Origin of the sequence: Paenibacillus humicola, assembly GCF_028826105.1 — a bacterium.
Classification (GTDB): domain Bacteria; phylum Bacillota; class Bacilli; order Paenibacillales; family Paenibacillaceae; genus Paenibacillus_Z; species Paenibacillus_Z humicola.
Genome location: NZ_JAQGPL010000001.1, coordinates 4275087 through 4295895 on the forward strand (window position 1 = coordinate 4275087; position 20809 = coordinate 4295895).

The following is a 20809-nucleotide window of genomic DNA, read 5'->3' on the forward strand; positions in this document are numbered from 1 at the left end:
AATTACATGCCGAACCACGATTTGAACAGATGCTTCGTCGTATCGCGGTTGATCGCCGCAATGGAAGTCGTCAGCGGAATGCCTTTCGGGCAGGAGCGGACGCAGTTCTGCGAGTTGCCGCAGCCTTCGATGCCGCCGTCCTCCATCAGCGTCTCCAGACGTTCCTCCTGGTTCATTTCCCCTGTCGGGTGAGCGTTGAACAGGCGAACCTGCGAAATCGCCGCCGGTCCGATAAAGCTCGTGCGGTCATTGACGTTCGGGCACGCCTCCAGGCATACGCCGCATGTCATGCATTTGGACAGCTCATAGGCCCATTGGCGTTTCGTTTCCGCCATCCGCGGACCCGGTCCGAGGTCGTACGTGCCGTCGATCGGAATCCAGGCTTTCACGCGTTTCAGCGCGTTGAACATCCGCTCGCGGTTAATGACGAGATCGCGGACGACCGGGAACGTGCTCATCGGCGCCAGCCGGACCGGCTGCTCGAGCTGGTCGATCAAGGCGCTGCACGCCTGGCGCGGCTTGCCGTTAATGACCATGGAGCAGGCGCCGCATACTTCCTCCAGGCAGTTCGACTCCCAGCATACCGGAGCCGTCGCCTGCCCGTTCTGCTTCTTCGGATTGCGCTGAATTTCCATCAGCGCGCTGATCACGTTCATATTCGGGCGGTAAGGCACTTCGAACTCTTCCGTATACGGCTGCTTATCCGGCCCGTCCTGGCGGGTAATGATCAGTTTGACTGTTTTCGCTTCAGTTGCCGTTTGCGCCATCGCTGCCAGCTCCTTTCTAATGATCCTTCGAATAATCGCGCTCGCGCGGCGGGATAAGCGACACGTCGACCGGTTCGTACGAGATTTCCGGTCCGTCCGGCGTCCACTTCGCTTTCGTCGTTTTGAGGTACTGCTCGTCGTTGCGTTTCGGGAAATCCGGCTTGTAATGAGCGCCGCGGCTTTCGTCGCGGAGCAGCGCGCCGAGCGTCATCGCTTCGGCCAGCTCAAGCATATTCCACAGCTGGCGGGTAAACGCGACGCCGGCGTTGTTCCAGCGCGCCGTGTCGTTAATGTTGATGCTCGAATAGCGCTGCTTCAGCTCTTTGATTTTTGCGATCGTTTCTTCCAGCTTCTTGTTGAAGCGGACGACGGTCATGTTGTTCGTCATCCATTCGCCGAGCTCTTTATGAAGCACATAGGCGTTCTCGGTGCCGTTCATGCTCAGGATGCTTTCGTATTTGGTTTCCTGGCGCTTCTTCTCGCGGTCGTAAACGGCCGACGATACATCCTCCGCAGACTTCTTGAGCCCCTTGATATATTCGACGGCTTTCGGACCGGTTATCATGCCGCCGTAAATGGCGGACAGCAGCGAGTTGGCGCCGAGCCGGTTCGCGCCGTGATACTGGTATTCGCATTCGCCGCAGGCGAACAGCCCGGGGATATTCGTCATCTGGTTGTAGTCGACCCACATGCCGCCCATCGAATAGTGAACGGCCGGGAAAATCTTCATCGGGATTTTGCGCGGGTCGTCACCCATGAATTTCTCGTAAATTTCGATGATGCCGCCGAGCTTGACGTCCAGCTCCTTCGGATCCTTGTGCGACAGATCGAGATAAACCATGTTCTCGCCGTTAACGCCGAGCTTCATGTCGACGCAGACGTGGAAAATTTCGCGCGTAGCGATATCCCGCGGCACCAGGTTGCCGTAAGCCGGATATTTCTCCTCCAGGAAGTACCACGGCTTGCCGTCCTTGTACGTCCAGATGCGGCCGCCTTCGCCGCGGGCCGATTCCGACATCAGCCGCAGCTTGTCGTCGCCCGGAATGGCCGTCGGGTGAATCTGAATGAATTCGCCGTTGGCGTAATGGACGCCCTGCTGGTAAACCGCGCTTGCCGCCGTGCCTGTGTTAATGACCGAGTTCGTCGTTTTGCCGAAAATAATGCCCGGGCCGCCGGATGCCATAATAACCGCATCCGCCTTGAACGTCTCCACGTGCATCGAGCGCAAATCCTGCGCCGACACGCCGCGGCAGACGCCGTCGTCGTCGAGCACCACACCGAGGAACTCCCAGTGCTCGTACTTCGTGACGAGCCCAGCCGTCTCCCAGCGCCGTACTTGCTCGTCCAGCGCGTAAAGCAGCTGCTGGCCGGTCGTCGCGCCCGCAAACGCGGTACGGTGATGCTTCGTGCCGCCGAACCGGCGGAAATCGAGCAGTCCTTCCGGCGTCCGGTTGAACATGACGCCCATGCGGTCCATCAGGTGAATGATGCCCGGCGCCGCTTCGCACATCGCTTTGACCGGCGGCTGGTTGGCGAGGAAGTCGCCCCCGTAAACCGTATCGTCGAAGTGCAGCCACGGAGAGTCGCCTTCGCCTTTCGTATTGACCGCGCCGTTAATGCCGCCTTGGGCGCAGACGGAGTGGGACCGTTTGACCGGCACAAGCGAGAACAGATCGACGTGCACGCCCGCTTCGGCCGCTTTGATGGTCGCCATCAGTCCGGCCAGGCCGCCGCCGATGATAATGATTTTATTGTTAGCCATATCGATTCACTCCTTCTCCTTCACTTAAACAATATTCCGAACAGCCTGAGCCGCCGATGCCGCCGCCGCGAACTCCGAGCTCCGGAACGACACGAGCGAAAGGATGAACAGCAGCGCGACGATGACGAAAACGCACATCCAGATGCGGGAGGAGATGCGCTGCGCGCGCGGCCCGACCGTGATGCCCCAGCTGACGAGGAACGACCACATGCCGTTGCTGAAGTGGAACGCTACGGAAACGATGCCGATCAAATAAAGCACGAAATAAAAGTTATTCGTTGTAATGCCGTGCATCAGGGCGCCGAGCTCCTCGTGCGTCACCTTGCCGATCATGACCTGAAAGCGGGTCTGATACAAGTGCCAGAACACGAAAATAAAGGTGATGACCCCGGAAATCCGCTGCAGCGTAAACGCCCAGTTGCGGCCGTATTGGAACCTGCCCGTATTGGCATTCGACTGATAGGCGACATAAAGGCCGTACACCCCGTGAAAAATAAGCGGAAGCCAAATGCCGAACAGCTCAAGGAAAAAAACGAGCGGCAGATCGTTCAAGAACTTCACGCTGTCGTTAAATCGTTGCGGCCCGCCCTCGAAAGCGGAGTAATTCGTCAGCATATGTTCGATGATGAACAGGCCGAGCGGGATTACGCCGAGCAAAGAGTGGATTTTGCGGGATAGATACGAGTTTCCTTTCATAATCCGTGCGTTCTCCTTTCAAAACTGGGTCTCATTCGCCAAACTTCGCCAAAATCATTTTTCATTGTAACGCTGCCCCCTGTAAGCGTCAATAAAATTACCTGTCACCAATTGTTCACCGTTCACATTGTACTCCTCTTTCGCTTATAATGGAATTGCCGTTTTTTCATTAAAAATGATGCATATTCTGCATATGCAGCCGGAGGAAAAAGAGATGTTGGAGGAGTTAAGCATATTTGCCGCCGTCGTCGAGCAGTCAAGCATGAACAAAGCGTCCGCCGTGCTTAATTTGTCGCAGCCGGCGCTGTCGCGCAAAATCGCCCGGCTCGAGCAGGAGCTCGGCGTGGAGCTGTTCAACCGCGTCGGCAAGCGGCTCGAGCTGACGCGGATCGGGCAGCTGACTTACGATTACGCGGTCGAAACGCGCCAGCAGCATCTCCGTTATTTGAAGCTGGTCTCGGAATACAAGGCCGTCGGCCGCACGACGCTGACGATCGGCGCCAGCCTGACCACGCTGCAGACGACGCTGCCGGACCTGATTCAGGCGCTGACGGACCGCAGCCCCGAGCTCGACATTAAGGCGATCACCGGCAAAACGCACGAAATCGTCACGCTGGTCCGCGAGAAAAAAGCCGATCTCGGCATCGTCGCCTCGCGCATCGACGACCCGGCGATCCGCTGCGTGCCGCTGTTTGACGACCACCTCGAGCTGGTGCTTCCCCGCGGACTGTTCGTCGCGGACAAGGGCGGACCGGAAATCAGTTATTTGAACGGTCTGCCGATGATTTTATTTTCCAAAGGCACGTGGTACCGGATCCTGACGGACGAGCTGTTCGAGAAATACCGGCTGCTGCCCGACGTCCGGATGGAAATCGACTCGTTCGAGGCGATTTTGCGCCTGCTGCATACGTGCCGTGCCGCCACGCTGCTGCCGAAATCGTATTTGCGTGCGCAGCTGCTCGAAGATAACGAGCTGATGACGCTTTCGATTCCGGAGCTCGCCGAAACGAAACGAACGACGGCGCTCATCCATGCCGAAACGGAAACGCCAAGCCTTGCCGTCCGGCTGTGGATCGACGAAATCTCCGTTATGTACAAGAAGAAGCCGCCGGCCGCGGATATTTCCAAAAAGTGACGCCATCCCTAGAAGCTTTCGCTTATTCCCCGCAGGGTCCCCCGCAAAAAAACGGAAGCCGTTTAAAAAGGACAGCGCCGGCAAAATCGGCCTGTCCTTGTTAGTGTTGGCTATTTTTCCATTTCCAAATCCATACCGAGCTTTCTTGCCATCCAGGCGGTCGAGCTGGCCTGCAGCAAAATCGTCAGCATGATGGCCATGAACGTCACCGAAGCGATGACGTCGGCATGGTTTACGCCCATGCCGGCAAGCATGCCGGAAAGCGCAGCCGGGATGACGCCCGTCTCCCTTACCCAGCACATGAACCCCATTTCGCGCAGCGTCCACCGCGATTTCGCATCCGGCAGCGCGCTTGCCAGCACCGTCAGGGGGCGCGCGATCAGCATCAGCACGGCTACGGCGATCAGGCTCTGCCACCAGAAGCCGGCCAGCAGGCGTAAATCGACCTGGCTTCCGAGCAGCACGAAGATGAGCATCCGCATGATTACGGTGATATTGTCGGAAAAATGGGTCATTTCCTGGTCTTTGTCGGTCAGATCGAGACCGAACGTACCGGCGTTCCCCCAGATCAGGCCGGCGACGAAGGTCGCCATAAAACCGCTCACGTGAAGAAGGTCCCCGATCAGGTAGGCGGCGACCGCCGTCCCGATCATCGCGATCGTCGTATAATCGCGCAGGATGCCGAGCCGAAAATGGCCGACGAGGTACACGACGAGAAAACCGAACGCGATGCCGATGACGATGCCTCCGAGGGCCGTAATGAGAAAATCGCCGATCAAATGCCCGGCGTTCAGCGCGGATTTGCCCGTCGCCGCTCCGAGCAGCGCGAACGTGACGATGGATCCCGTCGCATCGTTGAAGGCGGATTCGCTTTCGACCGTTTCCCTTACGCGCTCGCGGATTTTGACCTGCCGGAACACCGGAATGATGGAAGCCGGATCGGTGGAGGCGACGACGGAAGCCGCCAGCAGCGAATAAAGCCATTCGATCCCGAACAGCAGGTGAATTGCGGTTCCGACGACGGCGACCGTGATGAGCACGCCCGGCACGCTGAGAAGGCCTACGGTCCACCCAACCTGCCTCAAGCCGTGCAGCCGGATATTGCGCCCGCCGTCGAACAGGATGATGGCCGACCCGGCCACGAGGATGAGCTGGTTGGTCAGCGAGCTGCTCGTCTCGTTGATCCAGTGCAGTCCTTGTCCGAGCAGCATGCCGGCGACGATAAACAGCGCCACATCCGGAAGCTTCAGACGGGATGAGACAAATCCGGCGATCATGCCGGAGCTTACGATTAATAGGATCAGTAAAAGCAGGTGGTGAATGATATCGGTCGTTGGCGTTTCCATGCATGTATTCTCCTATCCTATCCGATGGTCATTTTGCCCTCGGGGTAGCGGTACAGTTCTTTCTCCGTGCGCGGACCGAGCGCGTATGCGAGCGTCAGCGGGCCGAGCCGTCCGGCAAACATGGTGAGGCTGATCAAAATTTTGCCGACCAGCGACAGGTCCGGCGTGATGCCGGTCGTCAGCCCGACGGTGCCGAAAGCCGAGGTCGTCTCAAATAAAATGCGGATAAACGCCTTATCCTCCGTCGTCGACAGCACCATCGTGACGAAGATGACGAGCGCCAGCGACAGCATCGTGATCGTCAGCGCCTTGAAAATCCGCTCGCGCCCCAGCCGGTAGCGGAACATCACGATATCCTCGCGGCCGCGGATCATGGCGATGACGGCGCCGACCAGCGTCGTGAACGTGGTCGTTTTGATGCCGCCGCCGGTCGACCCGGGGGAAGCACCGATAAACATCAGGATGACGATAAAAAACTGCGTCGCCTGCCGCATCGAGCTGATATCGATCGTATTGGCGCCCGCCGTACGCGGGGAGACGGACTGGAAAAACGAAGCCCATATTTTGCCGCCCCAGCTCAACGATCCGAGCGTGGCGTCGTTCGTAAACTCAAACACGAAAATCACGAATGCGCCGACGCCGATCAGAATGCCGGTCGCGGACAGCACGACCTTGGAGTGAAGCGAAAGCCGTTTGTTTTTGCGATAGTCCATCAAATCGGCGATGACGATGAAGCCGAGTCCGCCCAGGATGATCAGCAGCATCGTGACGAGATTGACGATCGGGTCGTGGACGTAACCGACCAGGCTGACGAATGGCGTGCCGAATTGGCCGAACAGGTCGAAGCCGGCATTATTAAAAAAGGAGACCGCATGCCAGACGCCGAAATAGACCGCTTTTCCAAGCGGCATGTCGAACGCCCAGCGGACCGAAAAGAGAACGGCCCCGGCCAGCTCGATGCTGAGGGAATACAGGATTACCCTGCGGATCAGCCGCACGATCCCTTCCATGCTTGTCTGGTTAAACGCCTCCTGAAGGATTAACCGCTCCTTAAGCGAGATTCGTTTTCGCAGTACGAGAGCGAAAAGCGTCGACATGGTCATGAACCCGAGTCCGCCGACCTGAATGAGCGTAATAATGATGATCTGACCCGGGATCGAATAATGGCTGCCCGTATCCACGACCACGAGCCCCGTCACGCAGGTAGCGGAAGTGGCGGTAAAAAGCGCATCCATAAACGGAGTCGAAACGCCGGCGCTCGACGCGAACGGCATCGACAGCAGCAGACCGCCGAGCAGAATGATCAGGGCGAAGCCCGTGACCAAGATTCGGGGCGGGGACCATTTTGCCACGTTCAATATCGATTTGATCTTCATTCGTTCCCCCCACTGTACGGCTCCGTACGCACAAAAAAAAGCACTGGAATCCGAGTGCTTGTATGCGGTCATTCCTGTTCGTTCCAGCCTGCGAGGTTAGCTGACGGATTCGGGCCCGGACAGGCGGCCCTATTAGCCGGGAAGACTGCGGCGGCAAATATGCAATCCGCGGTGCCCGTCCTTGGCGAAATTCACCCCGTGCCGCCGGCAGCATGCCTGAATAAGCAGTTCGCGTCCGACAGCAGTATGGTTCCCCCGTTTTCAGTTTGAAATTCGGCTGTTTTATTCAATTGATTCACATTATAAAACGGAAGACGCGTAAAATCCAACCGTCAATACGGAAGAAATCCATCCGTTTTGCTTCAAATTGAGCCTTAGGCGTCCGCAAATCGGTCGGTTGCGGGCTTTCTTGTCCCGTTATCTTATCCTCCATCCGCAGGCTGCCCATTCGCATGGATAATTTCGGAACAACTATGATATGGTAGTTGTATAGCCCTTTTTTGTCCCCCAATTCAGCCGACCGAGGTGCATGTATGAATGACGATCAGAAGCAGCCGCGCCGGAACCTGTTCGCCTGGCTGGGCGCCGCCGGAATAATTCTCTTTTTGCTGGTGCAGGTCCTTCCGTCCACGTCCGAAGCTTTTTTCGGCAATTCGAGCGAAAAGGTCATTCCGAAAAGCGCCGCCGAACGCACCGCGGCCGATTTCGCCAGACGGCAGTTCGATCAGGCTCCGCTGAAGATGGAGACAGTTTACCAGTCGGACAGTCTGTTCTACGGCTACCTGGAGAAAACGAAGTTAACCAAAGCTTACGACAAAAAATACGACGTCAAATTTCCGACCGACACGTATCAGGTGAACGCAGACATGCCGGGTGGCGGCACGTTGTTCGTCTATATTCACATGGAGCACGGCAATATCGTCGGCTGGAACCGCGTTCCAGACCCGCAGCCGGCGAAGGCTCCCGGCGCGGGAGAAAGCCGCGACGCCGCCGTCAAATTCGCCGTCTCGCAGGGGTTCAAGGCGAATGCGTTATCGGTGAAGCGGGAGGATGCGAACAACGGCACCGTGTGGCTGAACGTAAACGGCTATTCGGCGGGGGATGCGAAGCTGACGCTGCAAATCCGCACCGAACGGACCGCGGACGGCCGAATCCGCGTCGCCGGGTATAAACCGGCGTTTACCGTGCCGCAGAGCTACTCGTCCTATGTCGACGCGCAAGAAAGGCTCGCCGGGAAGCTGTCTTTTATCGGCAGTCTGCTCATGTCGCTGGTCATGTTCATCCTCGCGATTATTTATGCCGTCCTGTACCGCAGGAACACGTCATTCGTGCGCGGACTCGTGATGGCCGTTTTGTTTCTCGGCATGTATACGGCGAACAACTTCAATATGAAGGATGCGCTGCTCGCCAGCTTCGGCGAAGATCCGGACGCCGCGCTTCAAGCGGCGGTGGCGGTCGGCTTCACCTGCTTTTTGACGGCCGGAATGGCGCTGGCGGCCTATTTCTCGCTTGTAGCCGGGGACGGCTTGTGGCGGTCGATGGGACGCAGCCTATGGCCGAGAGCGGCCGCGCCCGGGTACGCCGGACATGTATGGTCCAGCATGAAGCTCGGCTATTTGTTTGCGTTCATGCTGCTCGGCCTGCAGACGATCATTTTCATCGTCCTGATGAACGCGACCGGCGCCTGGTCGACGACCGACGTGACGCAGTCGCCGTACAATTTCGCCTATCCCTGGCTGTTCCCGCTGCTGGCGTGGTGCGCGGCCATATCCGAGGAGGCGGTTTACCGGCTGTTCGGCATCGCCCTGCTGCGCAAATGGTTCAAGAATACGTTTGTCGCCGCGCTCATTCCGACCGTCATCTGGGCGCTCGGGCACGTCACGTACCCGATATTCCCGTCGACGACCAGGCTGATCGAGCTCACAATTATCGGTCTCATACTGAGCGGATTAATGCTCCGCTACGGCTTTATGACGGTCCTGTTCGCTCACGCCGTCATGGACAGTGTCATGATGGCGGTGTCGCTCATTTTCCTCGGCGGGGCCGGCAATATCGTCATGGGCGCCGTTTATGCCGTACTGCCGGCTGTTATCGCTTGGGTCATCGCCCGCTTCGCCCGCTGGAGGTACCGTACCGCATGACGGCTCGGCTGCAGGGCCTGCGGCCCTTTATCGCCCGGCGCCGCCAGAGCGGCGTCGAACGGTCCGGCCGCAGAGCTTATGGCTCTTCGCGCAGCGCTTCGATAATTTGAACGGCGAGCTTCTCGCCGATGGACAGAGGCCGGAAGTCTTCGACGGAGGCCTCTTTAATTTTTTTAAGCGAGCCGAAATGCTTCAGCAGCGCCTTGCGCCGCTTCTCGCCGATGCCGGGGATGGCGTCGAGCCGCGAGGCGACCATCGATTTGGCGCGCTGCTCGCGGTGAAACGAGATCGCGAATCGGTGCACCTCGTCCTGAATGCGCTGCAGCAAATAAAACGGCTGACTGTCGCGCGCGAGCGGAATGATTTCCATCGTATCGCCCGCCATCAGCTGCGCGGTCTTGTGCTTGTTGTCCTTGACCAGTCCGCAGACCGGCACGTTCAGGCCGAGCTCGTTCTCAAGCACGTCCAGCGCGGCGGAAATCTGCCCCTTGCCGCCGTCCACGATGATGAGGTCCGGCTGCTGCAGCCCTTCCTTCAGCACTCGCTCATAACGGCGGCGGATCACCTCGCGCATCGTTTCGTAATCGTCCGGCCCCTGCACCGTGCGCACTTTATATTTGCGGTATTCCTTCTTGTCCGGTTTACCGTCCGCAAACACGACCATCGCCGATACCGGGCTCGCTCCTTGGATATTGGAGTTGTCGAACGCTTCGATGCGCCGCACCTCCGGCAGGCCGATCGCCTCGGCCAAGCCTTGGGACGCCTTCAGCGTCCGGTCCTCGTCCCGCTCGAGCAGACGGAACTTCTCGTCGAGCGTGACCGCCGCGTTGTCCGCCGCCATTTTCACCACGTCCCGTTTCCGGCCCCGCTGCGGCATGAAAATCTTGACCTTCAGCCAGCTTTGCATCGACGAGCGAACCTCATCGCCGGCCGTTCCCGGGGCGGGTCCCGCGTCTTCATCGCCGCCCGCGACAGGCGGAGCTTCGTCCGCCTCCTGCAACGGAGCAGGAAGCAGAATCTCCTTCGGCAGCGCCGGATTGTCGCTGTAATACTGCGTCACGAACGTGACGAAATCGTCGTACGCTTCGCCGTAATAAGGGAAGGTCGTCGCTCTTCGCTCGATCAGCTTCCCCTGACGCATATACATGATCTGGACGCACATCCAGCCTTTTTCCGTCGCGTAACCGAACACGTCGCGGTCCATCGCGTCGTTGATCGTTATTTTCTGCTTCTCCATCACCGCGTCGATCGCATTCAGCTGGTCGCGGAATTCCTTCGCCCGCTCGAATTCAAGCGCCTCTGCCGCCGTTTCCATACGTGCCTTCAGCGTTTTGCGCACCTCGTCGTGTCCGCCGTTCAGAAAGCGGACGATTTCCTGAACCATCGTATCATACGTCTCCTGCTCGACCTCGAATTCACACGGGGCGACGCATTGGCCCAAATGATAATAGAGACACACCTTATCGGGCAGCGTGTTGCATTTGCGCAGCGGATACAGGCGGTCCAGCAGCTTCTTCGTCTCCTGCGCCGCGTAGGCGTTCGGATAAGGGCCGAAATATTTTCCCTTGTCCTTAACGATCCGGCGCGTTACCTCCAGCTTCGGATGACGCTCGCCCGTTATTTTAATGTAAGGGAACGACTTGTCGTCCTTCAGCAGCACGTTGTAGCGCGGGTGGTACTGCTTGATCAGGTTGCACTCGAGGATGAGCGCTTCCATGTTGCTGGCCGTAACGATATATTCGAAATCGCGTATTTCCGATACGAGCCGCTGCGTTTTGCCCGCATGGCTGCCGATGAAATACGAGCGTACGCGATTTTTCAGCACCTTCGCCTTGCCGACGTAAATGATCGTGCCTTCGCCGTTTTTCATCAAATAGCAGCCCGGCTTATCCGGCAGCAGCGCCAGCTTGCTGCGAATCCGTTCGGCTGCGGATTTTCGCCCGGACTTTACTTCTTCCATCCGACTAACTCCTCCTCCATGCTGCGCTCTCCTTATTGTAGCACAGCGAAGCGGGAAAACGGATAGCGGGAGCGCCCTGCGCAGGCCGCTCCGATTGTTTGCAAAATCGCCTCACAATTGTCACGCGCGAAGCTTTACAACGTTTCGGAATTCTGGGTATACTAGGAGAAGCAATTTTTGTCTTCGAGGAGGAAGTTGAAAATGGAAAATGTTAGAGACCCTCGTGAACACGTAAACGAAGAACCGCGAGACGATTTTGGCGACGTATTTATGGGCTTCAGCGTCTTTTTCGGCTTTCTGTTCGTTGTGTTCGCCATCGCGGTGATCATTAAGTTCGCGATCTCGTAATTCCAAGGCTTCGCAGCGAATCTCCTCGCGCGGGGCCTTTTTACTTGCCGGTTGCCGGCCGGCCAAGTCCGGCAGAAATCCAGCCGAAATAAACAAAGACCGGGAAGCAGCGTGCTCCCGGTCTTTATCACGTTTAGCGCTGGCCGCGTTTGTTGTACCCCGACACGTAAACCGTCTCGACGTACGGGCGAATCCGGTCCATAATCCGCTGCCCTTTGTGAAGCTCGTCCCCGTCCTTGCTCGTAAAGCTGAAATGCCGCTCCAGCGCGTCCAAATCGTAATTGGACGTATAGAAGGTCGGCTTGCGGTTCATCCGGTAGTTGAGAATCGAGCCCATCACGTGGTCGCGAACCCACGGATTCAGGTTCTCGGCTCCGATATCGTCGAATATGAGCAGGTCCGTCTCCTTCATCATGTCGACCGTTTCCTTCAGCTTGCCGGGCTCGAGCATCAGCGATTTCAAATCCTCGACGAACTCCGGCATATAAACGATCGCGCCCGTGTAACCGGATTTCGCCAGCTCATAAAGCATATAGCACATCAGGAACGTCTTGCCCGTGCCGAAGCTGCCGGCCAGATACAGTCCTTCCCGCCCCAGCCCGTGTTCCTTCGTGCGGTCGATATATTCCAGCACCCTGCCGACCGCTCCGATCCGTTCCGTATCCTTCGTTAAAATCTCGTCGGCCGAATAGCCCTGCGACAGCGCCCGGTCGTCGATATAGAAGCTGCGGACGCGGCTGCGGATCTGCTCTTCCGACCGGCGCGCAAGGAGCTTCTTGCACGGCACCTTCCGGTCGGTCAGCTGGACCGTCCCGCCCGTCTTATCGCATGAAAGCAGCGTATAGTGGCCTTCAAAATCGTTCGGGCAGCTGCCAAGTCCCGGGCAATTCGAGCAGTTGCGGTACTCCTTCACGTATTGGTATACCCGGTTCAAATGAAGCCGAACGGTCGCCTCGTCCAGCTCCGGATGCTTGCCGCGCAGCTTCTGCACAAGCGGCTCCGCCAGCAGCTCCTTCATCAGACTGTCGGCCCGGCGCACCGCTTCGCTGCCGCCCGGCCAACGCTGCAGCAGTTCGCCAAGCGATTCCATGGCCATATCCGTTCACCTCCTAAGATTTACCGTCCAGTTTGCGCGCCAGCTTCCGCAGCTCCTCCAGCTTCTCCGGCGACACCGCCGCGCCCGGCGCGTCCTGGATAATGGAGATCGGCGGCTTCGCCGCGCTTCTGCGCCCTCTGCCGCTCCCCGCTGCGGCGCCGCGGCTGCCTGCGCCGCCGGCTGCTCCGCCGTTCTCGCTCCGCCGCTCCTTGTCCGCCTCGAGCCTGACCTGCTCCCGGACGTAACGGACCGCCTTCTCAAACGTATCGATCCGTTTCACGAGCATATTGGACGCGACGGCGTCTATGTAGGTTTTCGTCACCCGCTGGGCGTCGTTAATGCCGAGTACGTAATGAATAAGGACATTAATAACCGCGCCGTCCAGCCGGTAATTGAGGTCGACCACCTCAAACACGCGCATGATCCATTCCGGCACCGCTCCCGGGAAAAAGCGGGTAATAAACCGCGTATGCGGTTCGTTGCGCATCAGCATATTGTACTGGTGAATGTCGCATCGGTCCGCGAGCTGCGCGGGAACGTCCAAGTAAAATTCGGCCTGCACCGCCGCTTCCTCGGGCACATCGTCCGCTGCGGCGCCGCCGTCCGCCGGTTCCGGCTCCGTGTCCGCGGCGCCGCTGCGGCCGAGAAGCCGCTGCCGGTCCCCCTCCCGCTTCCGTCCCTGGCGGAAAAGCTCGTTCGCCCGAAGCTGAAGCTCGTCCAGCATCAGCTCGCCGCGGGCGTTAAACGCTTCGTCCTCGTCCAGCAGCCGGCACAGATCGACCACGGTCAGCCCGTATTTGTACGCGATGTAGTTCAGCTCGGCCAGCCGCTCCTCGTCGCCTCGCAGTCCCTCGACATGCCGCCGGTTCGACGCATTGCGCGGAAAGCGCATGATGATGTCGGCATACCGGATACCCGCCGTTTCGGACGAGCCTCTGGCTGCCGCCGGCTGACGCGACGGCGCCACCTCGGTGAGCGCCTGCTCGAGCTCCCGGTCGACCGACTGCGCGTTCAGCCGGAACAGCTCATAGAACGGCACGGAAATGTTTTCCCGCATCAGCTCCGTGCCGGCCAACTCGTCCGCTTCCTTCTCGTAGAACGATTCGCGCAGCGCGATGACCGCATATTTGCCCACCTTGTCGCGCAGCAGCAGCGTCAAATGCGGCGTCCGGAAAAACTCGTCGGGCGCCAGCGGTTTTGCCAGCTCGTATTCGTATATGAAATCGTCGTGATCCGGGACGCCGAGCCGCGAAACCTGCAGCAGTCCGACCGCCTCCAGCCGCGACGCCTGCTCGGCCAGCCCCTGGCGGCCCTGCTCGTTCATCTCCAGCCCGAGTCCGAGCAGAAGCTTCCGCTGCGGCTCAAGCCGGGAATAGCCGATCCTATCGTCAGCCACCTGCTGGAACAGCAGCTCGTACAGCGCGGCGGCGAATGCGCCGATCATCGGCTGATAGATGATACCGAGCATTTTCCGGTCGACCGCGCTCAGCGAAAAATCGCGAAAAACGTAATACCGGTGATGCTCCGTAAATTGATGCAAGTTTCCGATCCGCATCGTGCTTTACCGCTCCATCCCTTAGACTGTCCTCCTATTCTATCATAAAAAAGGCCCGGATTTGAGGCGCGAAAAAAAAGAAATCCCCCCGAATTTTCTTTCGGGGGGATTCTGCTTCAGGGCTGACGCACGCCCGGCCCTTCCTCTTCGAGACCGGCCGTCACGCCTTGTCCGGCGATTTGCTTCAGCAGCTCCTCGCGTTCTTCAAACGTATCCGCAACCTCCGGACGCTCCTGCTTGTCGATCCACTGCCGGATGACGAACGCCGTCCGCGCCGGCTCCTTCATAAGCAGATGGCGGCCGGCCTTCAGCACGCCGTACAGCTCGCTGTCCGGCAGTGCGCGGTGCAGCTCACGGGCGTACATGGCGCCGCGCATATCCGCCGTCCCGTAAATGACCAGCATCGGCTGCCTGATCCGGCCGAGCTCGCGGGCGAACGAAGTGTCGAGACAAGCCGACACATATTCCTTCCAGCGGACGGCGCTGCCCTGTTTCGCTTCCTCTTGCAGCGCTTGGAACGCCGTCCGATTGTCCGCTTCCTGCCAGGCCGCTTGCAGCGCAACCAGCTCCCTCGCTTTCAGCAGGCTGGAAACGTAAGCGGCCTGCAGCTTCGAACGGCTGACGATATCCGTATAAGCGGCCGCTCCGGAAATCAGAATCCCTCCGCAGAAACGGTCCGGATAAGCCAGCAGCGCCTGAAGCGCCGGAAGCGATGCCGGGCCGTAGGCGCACAAATACGCCTGCTTCGCTCCGCTCCAATCCAATATGCGCCGCATGTCTTCAGCCAGCAGCGGCAGTGTGAGCCGCGCGGTTCCCGCTTCACTGTGCCCGTGGCCGCGTGCATCGAACGTGATGACGCGGCGGGTATCCGCCAGCTCCGTCCTCACATACGTGAACAGCCTGCTGCTGATGCATGGCGGATGAACGCACAGCACCGGCGTTCCGCGGTCCCCCTGCTCATGAACATGGACGGCCGTATCCCCGATTTGAAAAAAAGGCAAGGCTCAACACCTCGGATCTGTCAAATTTGGCTGACGAATATCCTTAGTATGGCCCTGCCGCCGTGCGAATCATCATTAGAACATTTTGTAACCGCCGCGCCGCAGCGCGCGAATGGCCGATCCGCTGATATAAGCGCCGATCAAAGCGCCGATCGCCGGCACGATATCGACAATGGTGAATGCGGTGAAATTGCCGATGATCGTCTTCGAATGATCCCACGTCTGCCAGATGAAAATCGGAATCAACACGATGACATACAAATAAATGGGAAACCAGGTCGTCTTCAGCAGCATGTTCAATATAAACCCGATCCCGAACATCATGACGAAAAACAGAATCGTCGCAATAATGAGCTGAAGCATGGTATTCGTTGTCCCCTTAACGTTGAATTGCCGGCTGCCGCCTTCAGAAAGGCGGATTTTCGCTACGATTTAGTTTAGTGGAACCCCCCAGGGAAGTCAATTGATGCGGCCCGTTTGTCACAAGTCCGCCATTTGCGCCTCGTAGCGGCGTTACGATACAATGGGAAGGACACTTACGCGACGGGAGAGATGACCCATGAGTGAAGCGGCTCAAACGCTGGAGGGCTGGTACGCCCTGCACGATTTCCGCTCGATCGACTGGAACGCCTGGAAGCGCGCGGACGAGCATGTGCGCCGCGCCGCATCGGACGAGCTTGAGGCGCTGCTGAAGCAGTACCAAGCCGCCGAAGAAGCGAAAACCGGCAGCACCGCTTTTTACGCGATCGTCGGCCAAAAAGCCGATTTTGTCTTTATGCATTTGCGCGAGACGCTGGAAGAACTGAACGAACTCGAGACGGCTTTCAACAAGACGTCGTTCGCTTCGTTCACCGTCCCGGCCCACTCGTACGTCAGCGTCGTCGAGCTGAGCAATTACATGGCGGCGCCCGGAACGGACCCGATGCAAAATCCGGACATCGTCGCACGGCTGAAGCCGATTTTGCCGAAATGGAATCACATCTGCTTTTACCCGATGAACAAGCGCCGTCAAGGCGGCGACAACTGGTATATGCTCGGCATGGACGAGCGCCGCGCCATGATGCGGAGCCACGGCATGATCGGGCGCAGCTATGCCGGCAAAATCAAGCAGATCATTACCGGCTCAGTTGGCTTCGACGACTGGGAATGGGGCGTAACCCTGTTTGCCGAAGACGCGCTTCAGTTCAAGAAGCTCGTTTACGAAATGCGCTTCGATGAAGTGAGCGCCCGGTTCGGCGACTTCGGCGAGTTCTTCGTCGGCAACCGGCTGGACGAGGAGAAGCTGCACCGGATGCTCAGCCTCTGAATAGAGTCATGCAAAAAACGGATGGAGCCGCGTCTTGCCGGGCTTCATCCGTTTTTTTATGTTCCGTTAATCCTCGTCGTCCTCTTCCATCAGCCGCTTGGCTTCCAGGTACGCTTCCGTCTGGCGGTCGCGTTCGCGGCTTTTCTCCTTCAACCGCTCGATCGCCGGCAGAATCAGAATGTCGACTTCCTTCTGCACCGTATAAGCGAGATCGTGCCGTCCCTGCGATTCCAGGAAGGACCCGACCTCCATCAGCGCATTGTATCTGTCCAGCTCCTCGCGCGTCAGCAGCCCGCGAACCTGCACGCTGCAGTGGCGCATCAGAGAAACTTTCCTTTACGTATAACAAGCGGAATACCGCCAATAATGTACAAGTAACGGATGTCAATCGCTTTTTTGATCATCGCGGCAAATCCGCCTTTATATTTTTTGCCGAAAGCGATGCCGATCGCTTCACCTTTGCCGAGCGAGGCAACCGTGCCTTTGTTCTTGAACTCGAATTTCTTCAGCGGCTGGTTGCGGATCGAGGCGACCAGATTGTGCGCGCACGTGACGCCCTGCTGCATGGCAATCTGAGCCGTCGGCGGGTACGGCCGGCCCTCGGGATTAAACATGAGCGAGTTGTCCCCGACGATATAGATGTTCTCATGGCCCGGCGCACGCAGAAATTCGTCGACCTTGACCCGTCCGCGCATCGTCTCAAAGCCCGCTTCTTCGATGAGCCTGCTGCCGCGGACGCCGGCCGCCCAAACAACCGTGGCCGCACGGATTTCTTCGCCGTCGCCGACGATGACGCCGTCCGGCGTGCATTCCTTGATCGGCGTGCCGATGCGGAAAGTAACGCCTTTCTTCGCGAGCACCTGCATCGCGTATTCCACAAGCTCGGGATCAAAGCCCGGGAGCGCCGTCGGCGCCGCTTCAATCGTATAGATTTTGACCAGCTGCGGATCGACGTCGAACTGCCGGCACAGCTCGGGAACGCGGTCGGCCAGCTCGCCGACGAATTCGATGCCCGTGAAGCCTGCGCCGCCGACAACGAACGAGAGGTAATCGGTGCGGTGCGGCTCGCGCTTATAGCGGGCGAATTGATATTCGATATGCTCGCGGATCAGGCGGACGGAGTTGATGCTGCGGATGTTCATGGCATATTCGTTCATTCCCGGAATGCCGAACGTCTCGGGCTCGCCGCCGACGCCGATAACCAGAAAATCGTAGGAAAGGGTGCCGTCTTCGAGTATGACTTTTTTGTCCTGCGTGCGGATTTGCACGACGGTCGATTTGACGAAATCGATCTTGAATTCATCGATTAATTTGGAGATGCTGACGCGGGCGTTCTCCGCCTTGTCCGTTCCGGCGGCAGGCATATGCAAATGCGTCGTAATGTAATGGTAGTCATGCTTGTTGACAAGCGTGACGTCGGCTTCGTTGTAGTTCAGCTCCTTTTGCAGGCGCAGCGCCGTAAGGATGCCGCCGTAGCCGGCTCCCAATATGACGATTTTCGGTATGTTGCTCATCGCAGAATCCCATCCATTCCTGTTTCTTTTCGCTTTGTGAAAAAATACACAATCCTACACAAAGCGTTAAAGGCTATCTCTGTAATTTGTGAAAAAAGCCGGTTATCTATGCATGCCTAACCGACACGAATTCGACAAATTCGTTCACTTAATACCTCACATATTACAAACTTTTCATTAAAAGTTCAAGGGTAAAATATACGAAATTCTTTAGAACAACATACAAAGTTCTTGTTTCATTATAGCTTGTCGAAACGATATAATGAACAAATGATAATGCCACTTTTTGGAGGTGCCAACCGTGCTGCAACAACCCGATTCTTCAGCCGTCGTCGACATTGCGATCATAGGCGGTGGCCCGGCCGGCATGTTCGCCGCTTTTTACGGCGGGATGCGCCAGGCTACGGTAAAATTAATCGAAAGCATGCCCCAGCTCGGCGGACAGCTCGCCGCGCTTTACCCGGAGAAATATATTTACGACGTGGCCGGATTTCCGAAGATAACCGCCCAGGAGCTCGTTGATCAGCTGAAAAAGCAGATGGACCATTTCAAGGCCGAGATTTGCCTGGAGGAGAAAGTGAAGGACGTCGTCAAGCGTGACGAGCGCCTGTTTGAAATCGTGACGGACAAAACGGTCCATTTCGCCAAAGCGGTCATCGTGACCGCAGGTGTCGGCGCCTTCGAACCGCGGCGTCTGGAGCTGCCGGAGGCTCCCCGGTTCGAGAACCGGAATTTGCATTATTTCGTCAGCGACCTGAATCAGTTCAAAGGCCAGCGCGTGCTGATCAGCGGAGGCGGCGATTCCGCGGTCGACTGGGCGCTGATGCTGGAGCCGATCGCGGCGAGCGTAACGCTTATCCACCGCCGGGACAAATTCCGCGCGCACGAGCACAGCGTGGAGAACCTGATCCGCTCGCGCGTCGACGTCCTGACGCCGTACGAAATTACCGGGCTGCACGGCTCGGACCGGATCGAACAGGTCACCCTGCAGGAAGTGAAGTCGAACGAAACAAAGACAATTCCCGTCGATACGGTCATCGTCAACTTCGGCTTCGTCTCGTCGCTCGGGCCGATTGCCGAATGGGGGCTCGAGATCGACGGCGGGTCGATCGTCGTCGATTCCCGCATGGAAACGAGCGTGCCCGGCATATTCGCGGCGGGCGACATCACGACGTATCCGGGAAAGCTGAAGCTGATTGCCGTCGGTTTCGGCGAAGCGCCTACTGCCGTAAACAATGCCAAGGTGTATGTGGATCCCGGCGCGAAGCTGTCACCCGGCCACAGCAGCAGCATGAAACTGTAATTTCAAACAAATGAGGGTATCCTAAGCTTTGCCGGATCGGACGTACAGCGTCCGAAATCATGCAAAGGAGGATACCCTTCTATGTTATGTCCCATTTGTAACGGGCTCAGGCAGCTCACCGCCGATTGTCAGGTATGTGCAGGGCCGGCCGCGGATTGCGGGCGCACGGTCGACTATTTCGGTCCCTACGCTCCCTATCAGCCGTACGAAGAAACGAACGCATTGACGGATGAAACGGAAAAGGCGTCCGAATGCTGCATGCATGTTTTATATTGTCCGAATTGCGGGAATTTGTCCGAAGTTTCCATAGCGGAATGGGATCAGCCGGTCCAGGAGGCGGTTAACGGGAAACGCGCATCGGCAGCGCAAAGTTTTATCTAAGCGGTGTTCCGGTACGTGTCGGGATTGATCTGCCTGCGTATCATTTCCGCCGCCAGCAATTTAATGAAGTCGGCGTCCAAATTGTATTGGATGGCCGAATGATATGCGTCCACGAGCAGTTCGTCAGACAGCAGCTCCATGGTCCTCTCTCCCTTCCTGTTTCTTCCTTGTCCATCTTAGCATGCCCCCAAGGAGCAGAACAAGCGTTCCGCTTATCCACAGCCGGATGTGGACAGGGTGTGAGCAAGTTGTGGGTAAAGGTCGAAAAAACAGGAATATCAATGAGGATATTGTGGATACGCTTATACACAGCTTGTGAACCCGTTCATGCAATAAAAAACTTTAATAATAATCTAGCATCCTATCAACCAATTATATGAGCCTCTTTTCCGATTGCTTTAATGAGGCCGGGTGTTCACTTCAAAAATCCAAATTTTCCCGCTTTTGTCGATGCCGAAATCGAATCCGAGCTGGCCGATTCCGGGAAACCGGCTTTCCAGCACACTTGTCGATATTCTCGCCAGGTTGCGCATTTGCCGTTTTTTCCCTGTCACCGCGCCGGCTGAGAACGAGCGGCGAATACCTTCCGAGCCGGAGAGCAGTGAGCCGCCCCTGCACAAGTTGGTGACGAACAGCCCTTTGCGCGCCAAGCGTCCGACGAGCGCGGTAATCGCCCACCTGCCGTCGGGCTGCTTCACGTATTTCAGCCGGTAATCGATCGGCCGGCCGCCAATCGTCGCGAGACGGATTCCTTTTTGAATCAAATATTTGCGCTTGCCGCGAATGGCGTTGATCGAACCGAGCAGCCCGGAGAAGCTCGAAAAACGGCGCGTTTTCGAATAATACGTCTGCTTGTAGCCGGCACCGTCCCGCGATACTTTGATGACGCCGACTCCTCCCGTGCCGCGAACCGGTTTAACGACCACCATCCCGTGCCGGTGGAGCATGCTCCGCAAATTGTCCGGCGTCATCATCCGGGTCGGCGGAATATGCGGCGCGATTTGCGAATGCGACAGCAGCGCCTCCGTCTTGGCCCATTTGCTTGCCAATTGCCTTCCCTGTCCCTCACCCATCGGTTCATTGCCCCTTTCATATCAACCTACTATCTACGATATGCCGGAA

Annotated in this window: 19 protein-coding genes and 1 riboswitch; of the genes, 5 read left to right on the forward strand and 14 right to left on the reverse strand. The window is 57.8% G+C overall.

Going from position 1 to position 20809, the window contains the following annotated elements; all coding sequences use genetic code 11:
* Positions 1-2 precede the first annotated feature (2 nt).
* From sdhB to PD282_RS19630, 3 genes are read right to left on the reverse strand one after another with little or no spacing between them, the layout of a single operon-like run.
* Complete coding sequence (sdhB, locus tag PD282_RS19620; protein WP_274652438.1) at positions 3-767, reverse strand: succinate dehydrogenase iron-sulfur subunit; 765 nt, start codon at positions 765-767, stop codon at positions 3-5.
* 16 nt (positions 768-783) lie between these two features.
* Positions 784-2529 carry a succinate dehydrogenase flavoprotein subunit gene (sdhA, locus tag PD282_RS19625; RefSeq protein WP_274652439.1) on the reverse strand — a complete coding sequence of 582 codons (1746 nt, stop codon included), beginning with the start codon at positions 2527-2529 and terminating at the stop codon, positions 784-786.
* A 24-nt stretch (positions 2530-2553) separates the two neighbouring features.
* A complete protein-coding gene (locus tag PD282_RS19630; RefSeq protein ID WP_274652440.1) occupies positions 2554-3225 on the reverse strand; it encodes a succinate dehydrogenase cytochrome b558 subunit in 672 nt (223 codons plus the stop codon).
* A gap of 214 nt (positions 3226-3439) precedes the next feature.
* Between PD282_RS19630 and PD282_RS19635 the strand changes: the two genes are divergently transcribed.
* Positions 3440-4360, forward strand: a complete 921-nt coding sequence (locus tag PD282_RS19635; RefSeq protein ID WP_274652442.1) for a LysR family transcriptional regulator — start codon at positions 3440-3442, stop codon at positions 4358-4360.
* A 110-nt stretch (positions 4361-4470) separates the two neighbouring features.
* On the opposite strand, the gene PD282_RS19640 is transcribed toward PD282_RS19635, so the two are convergent.
* Together PD282_RS19640 and PD282_RS19645 are read right to left on the reverse strand one after the other, a co-directional pair.
* Positions 4471-5706: a cation:proton antiporter gene (locus PD282_RS19640; RefSeq protein WP_274652443.1), complete on the reverse strand. Its 1236-nt coding sequence runs from the start codon at positions 5704-5706 to the stop codon at positions 4471-4473.
* Between the two features lie 17 nt (positions 5707-5723).
* Positions 5724-7082 (reverse strand): TrkH family potassium uptake protein, encoded by a 1359-nt coding sequence (locus PD282_RS19645; protein ID WP_274652444.1) that lies wholly within the window; start codon positions 7080-7082, stop codon positions 5724-5726.
* A gap of 70 nt (positions 7083-7152) precedes the next feature.
* A riboswitch (cyclic di-AMP (ydaO/yuaA leader) is annotated at positions 7153-7371 on the reverse strand.
* Positions 7372-7615: 244 nt separating this feature from the next.
* Between PD282_RS19645 and PD282_RS19650 the strand changes: the two genes are divergently transcribed.
* On the forward strand, positions 7616-9223 hold the full coding sequence (locus tag PD282_RS19650; protein WP_274652445.1) for a CPBP family intramembrane glutamic endopeptidase: 1608 nt from the start codon (positions 7616-7618) through the stop codon (positions 9221-9223).
* 76 nt (positions 9224-9299) lie between these two features.
* Here the strand turns inward: PD282_RS19650 and uvrC are convergent, their stop codons facing one another.
* Positions 9300-11183, reverse strand: a complete 1884-nt coding sequence (gene uvrC / locus PD282_RS19655) for an excinuclease ABC subunit UvrC (RefSeq protein WP_274652447.1) — start codon at positions 11181-11183, stop codon at positions 9300-9302.
* A 201-nt stretch (positions 11184-11384) separates the two neighbouring features.
* On the opposite strand from uvrC, the gene PD282_RS19660 reads away from it, so the two are divergent.
* A complete protein-coding gene (locus tag PD282_RS19660) occupies positions 11385-11531 on the forward strand; it encodes a YqzM family protein (protein ID WP_274652449.1) in 147 nt (48 codons plus the stop codon).
* Positions 11532-11664: 133 nt separating this feature from the next.
* On the opposite strand, the gene dnaI is transcribed toward PD282_RS19660, so the two are convergent.
* The 4 genes from dnaI to PD282_RS19680 all read right to left on the reverse strand — a co-directional run bounded on the left by dnaI (position 11665) and on the right by PD282_RS19680 (position 15546).
* Positions 11665-12621, reverse strand: a complete 957-nt coding sequence (gene dnaI, locus PD282_RS19665) for a primosomal protein DnaI (RefSeq protein WP_274655331.1) — start codon at positions 12619-12621, stop codon at positions 11665-11667.
* A 19-nt stretch (positions 12622-12640) separates the two neighbouring features.
* A complete protein-coding gene (locus tag PD282_RS19670; protein ID WP_274652451.1) occupies positions 12641-14182 on the reverse strand; it encodes a replication initiation and membrane attachment family protein in 1542 nt (513 codons plus the stop codon).
* Positions 14183-14298: 116 nt separating this feature from the next.
* Positions 14299-15183: an alpha/beta fold hydrolase gene (locus PD282_RS19675; RefSeq protein ID WP_274652452.1), complete on the reverse strand. Its 885-nt coding sequence runs from the start codon at positions 15181-15183 to the stop codon at positions 14299-14301.
* Between the two features lie 75 nt (positions 15184-15258).
* Positions 15259-15546, reverse strand: coding sequence for a YuiB family protein (locus tag PD282_RS19680; protein WP_274652454.1), 288 nt, complete (start codon positions 15544-15546; stop codon positions 15259-15261).
* Positions 15547-15742: 196 nt separating this feature from the next.
* On the opposite strand from PD282_RS19680, the gene hemQ reads away from it, so the two are divergent.
* Positions 15743-16489 (forward strand): hydrogen peroxide-dependent heme synthase, encoded by a 747-nt coding sequence (gene hemQ, locus PD282_RS19685; RefSeq protein ID WP_274652455.1) that lies wholly within the window; start codon positions 15743-15745, stop codon positions 16487-16489.
* A gap of 66 nt (positions 16490-16555) precedes the next feature.
* On the opposite strand, the gene PD282_RS19690 is transcribed toward hemQ, so the two are convergent.
* Complete coding sequence (locus PD282_RS19690; protein ID WP_274652456.1) at positions 16556-16810, reverse strand: hypothetical protein; 255 nt, start codon at positions 16808-16810, stop codon at positions 16556-16558.
* Entirely contained in the window at positions 16810-18003 is a 1194-nt protein-coding gene (locus PD282_RS19695) for an NAD(P)/FAD-dependent oxidoreductase (protein WP_274652457.1), read from the reverse strand. The genes PD282_RS19690 and PD282_RS19695 overlap by 1 nt, the downstream gene beginning before the upstream one ends.
* A gap of 301 nt (positions 18004-18304) precedes the next feature.
* Between PD282_RS19695 and PD282_RS19700 the strand changes: the two genes are divergently transcribed.
* A complete protein-coding gene (locus tag PD282_RS19700; RefSeq protein WP_274652459.1) occupies positions 18305-19306 on the forward strand; it encodes an NAD(P)/FAD-dependent oxidoreductase in 1002 nt (333 codons plus the stop codon).
* A 377-nt stretch (positions 19307-19683) separates the two neighbouring features.
* Here PD282_RS19700 and sda read toward each other — a convergent pair whose 3' ends face one another.
* Positions 19684-19827, reverse strand: coding sequence for a sporulation histidine kinase inhibitor Sda (gene sda / locus PD282_RS19705; RefSeq protein ID WP_274652461.1), 144 nt, complete (start codon positions 19825-19827; stop codon positions 19684-19686).
* 258 nt (positions 19828-20085) lie between these two features.
* Positions 20086-20760: a YheC/YheD family protein gene (locus PD282_RS19710; RefSeq protein WP_274652462.1), complete on the reverse strand. Its 675-nt coding sequence runs from the start codon at positions 20758-20760 to the stop codon at positions 20086-20088.
* Positions 20761-20809 lie beyond the last annotated feature (49 nt).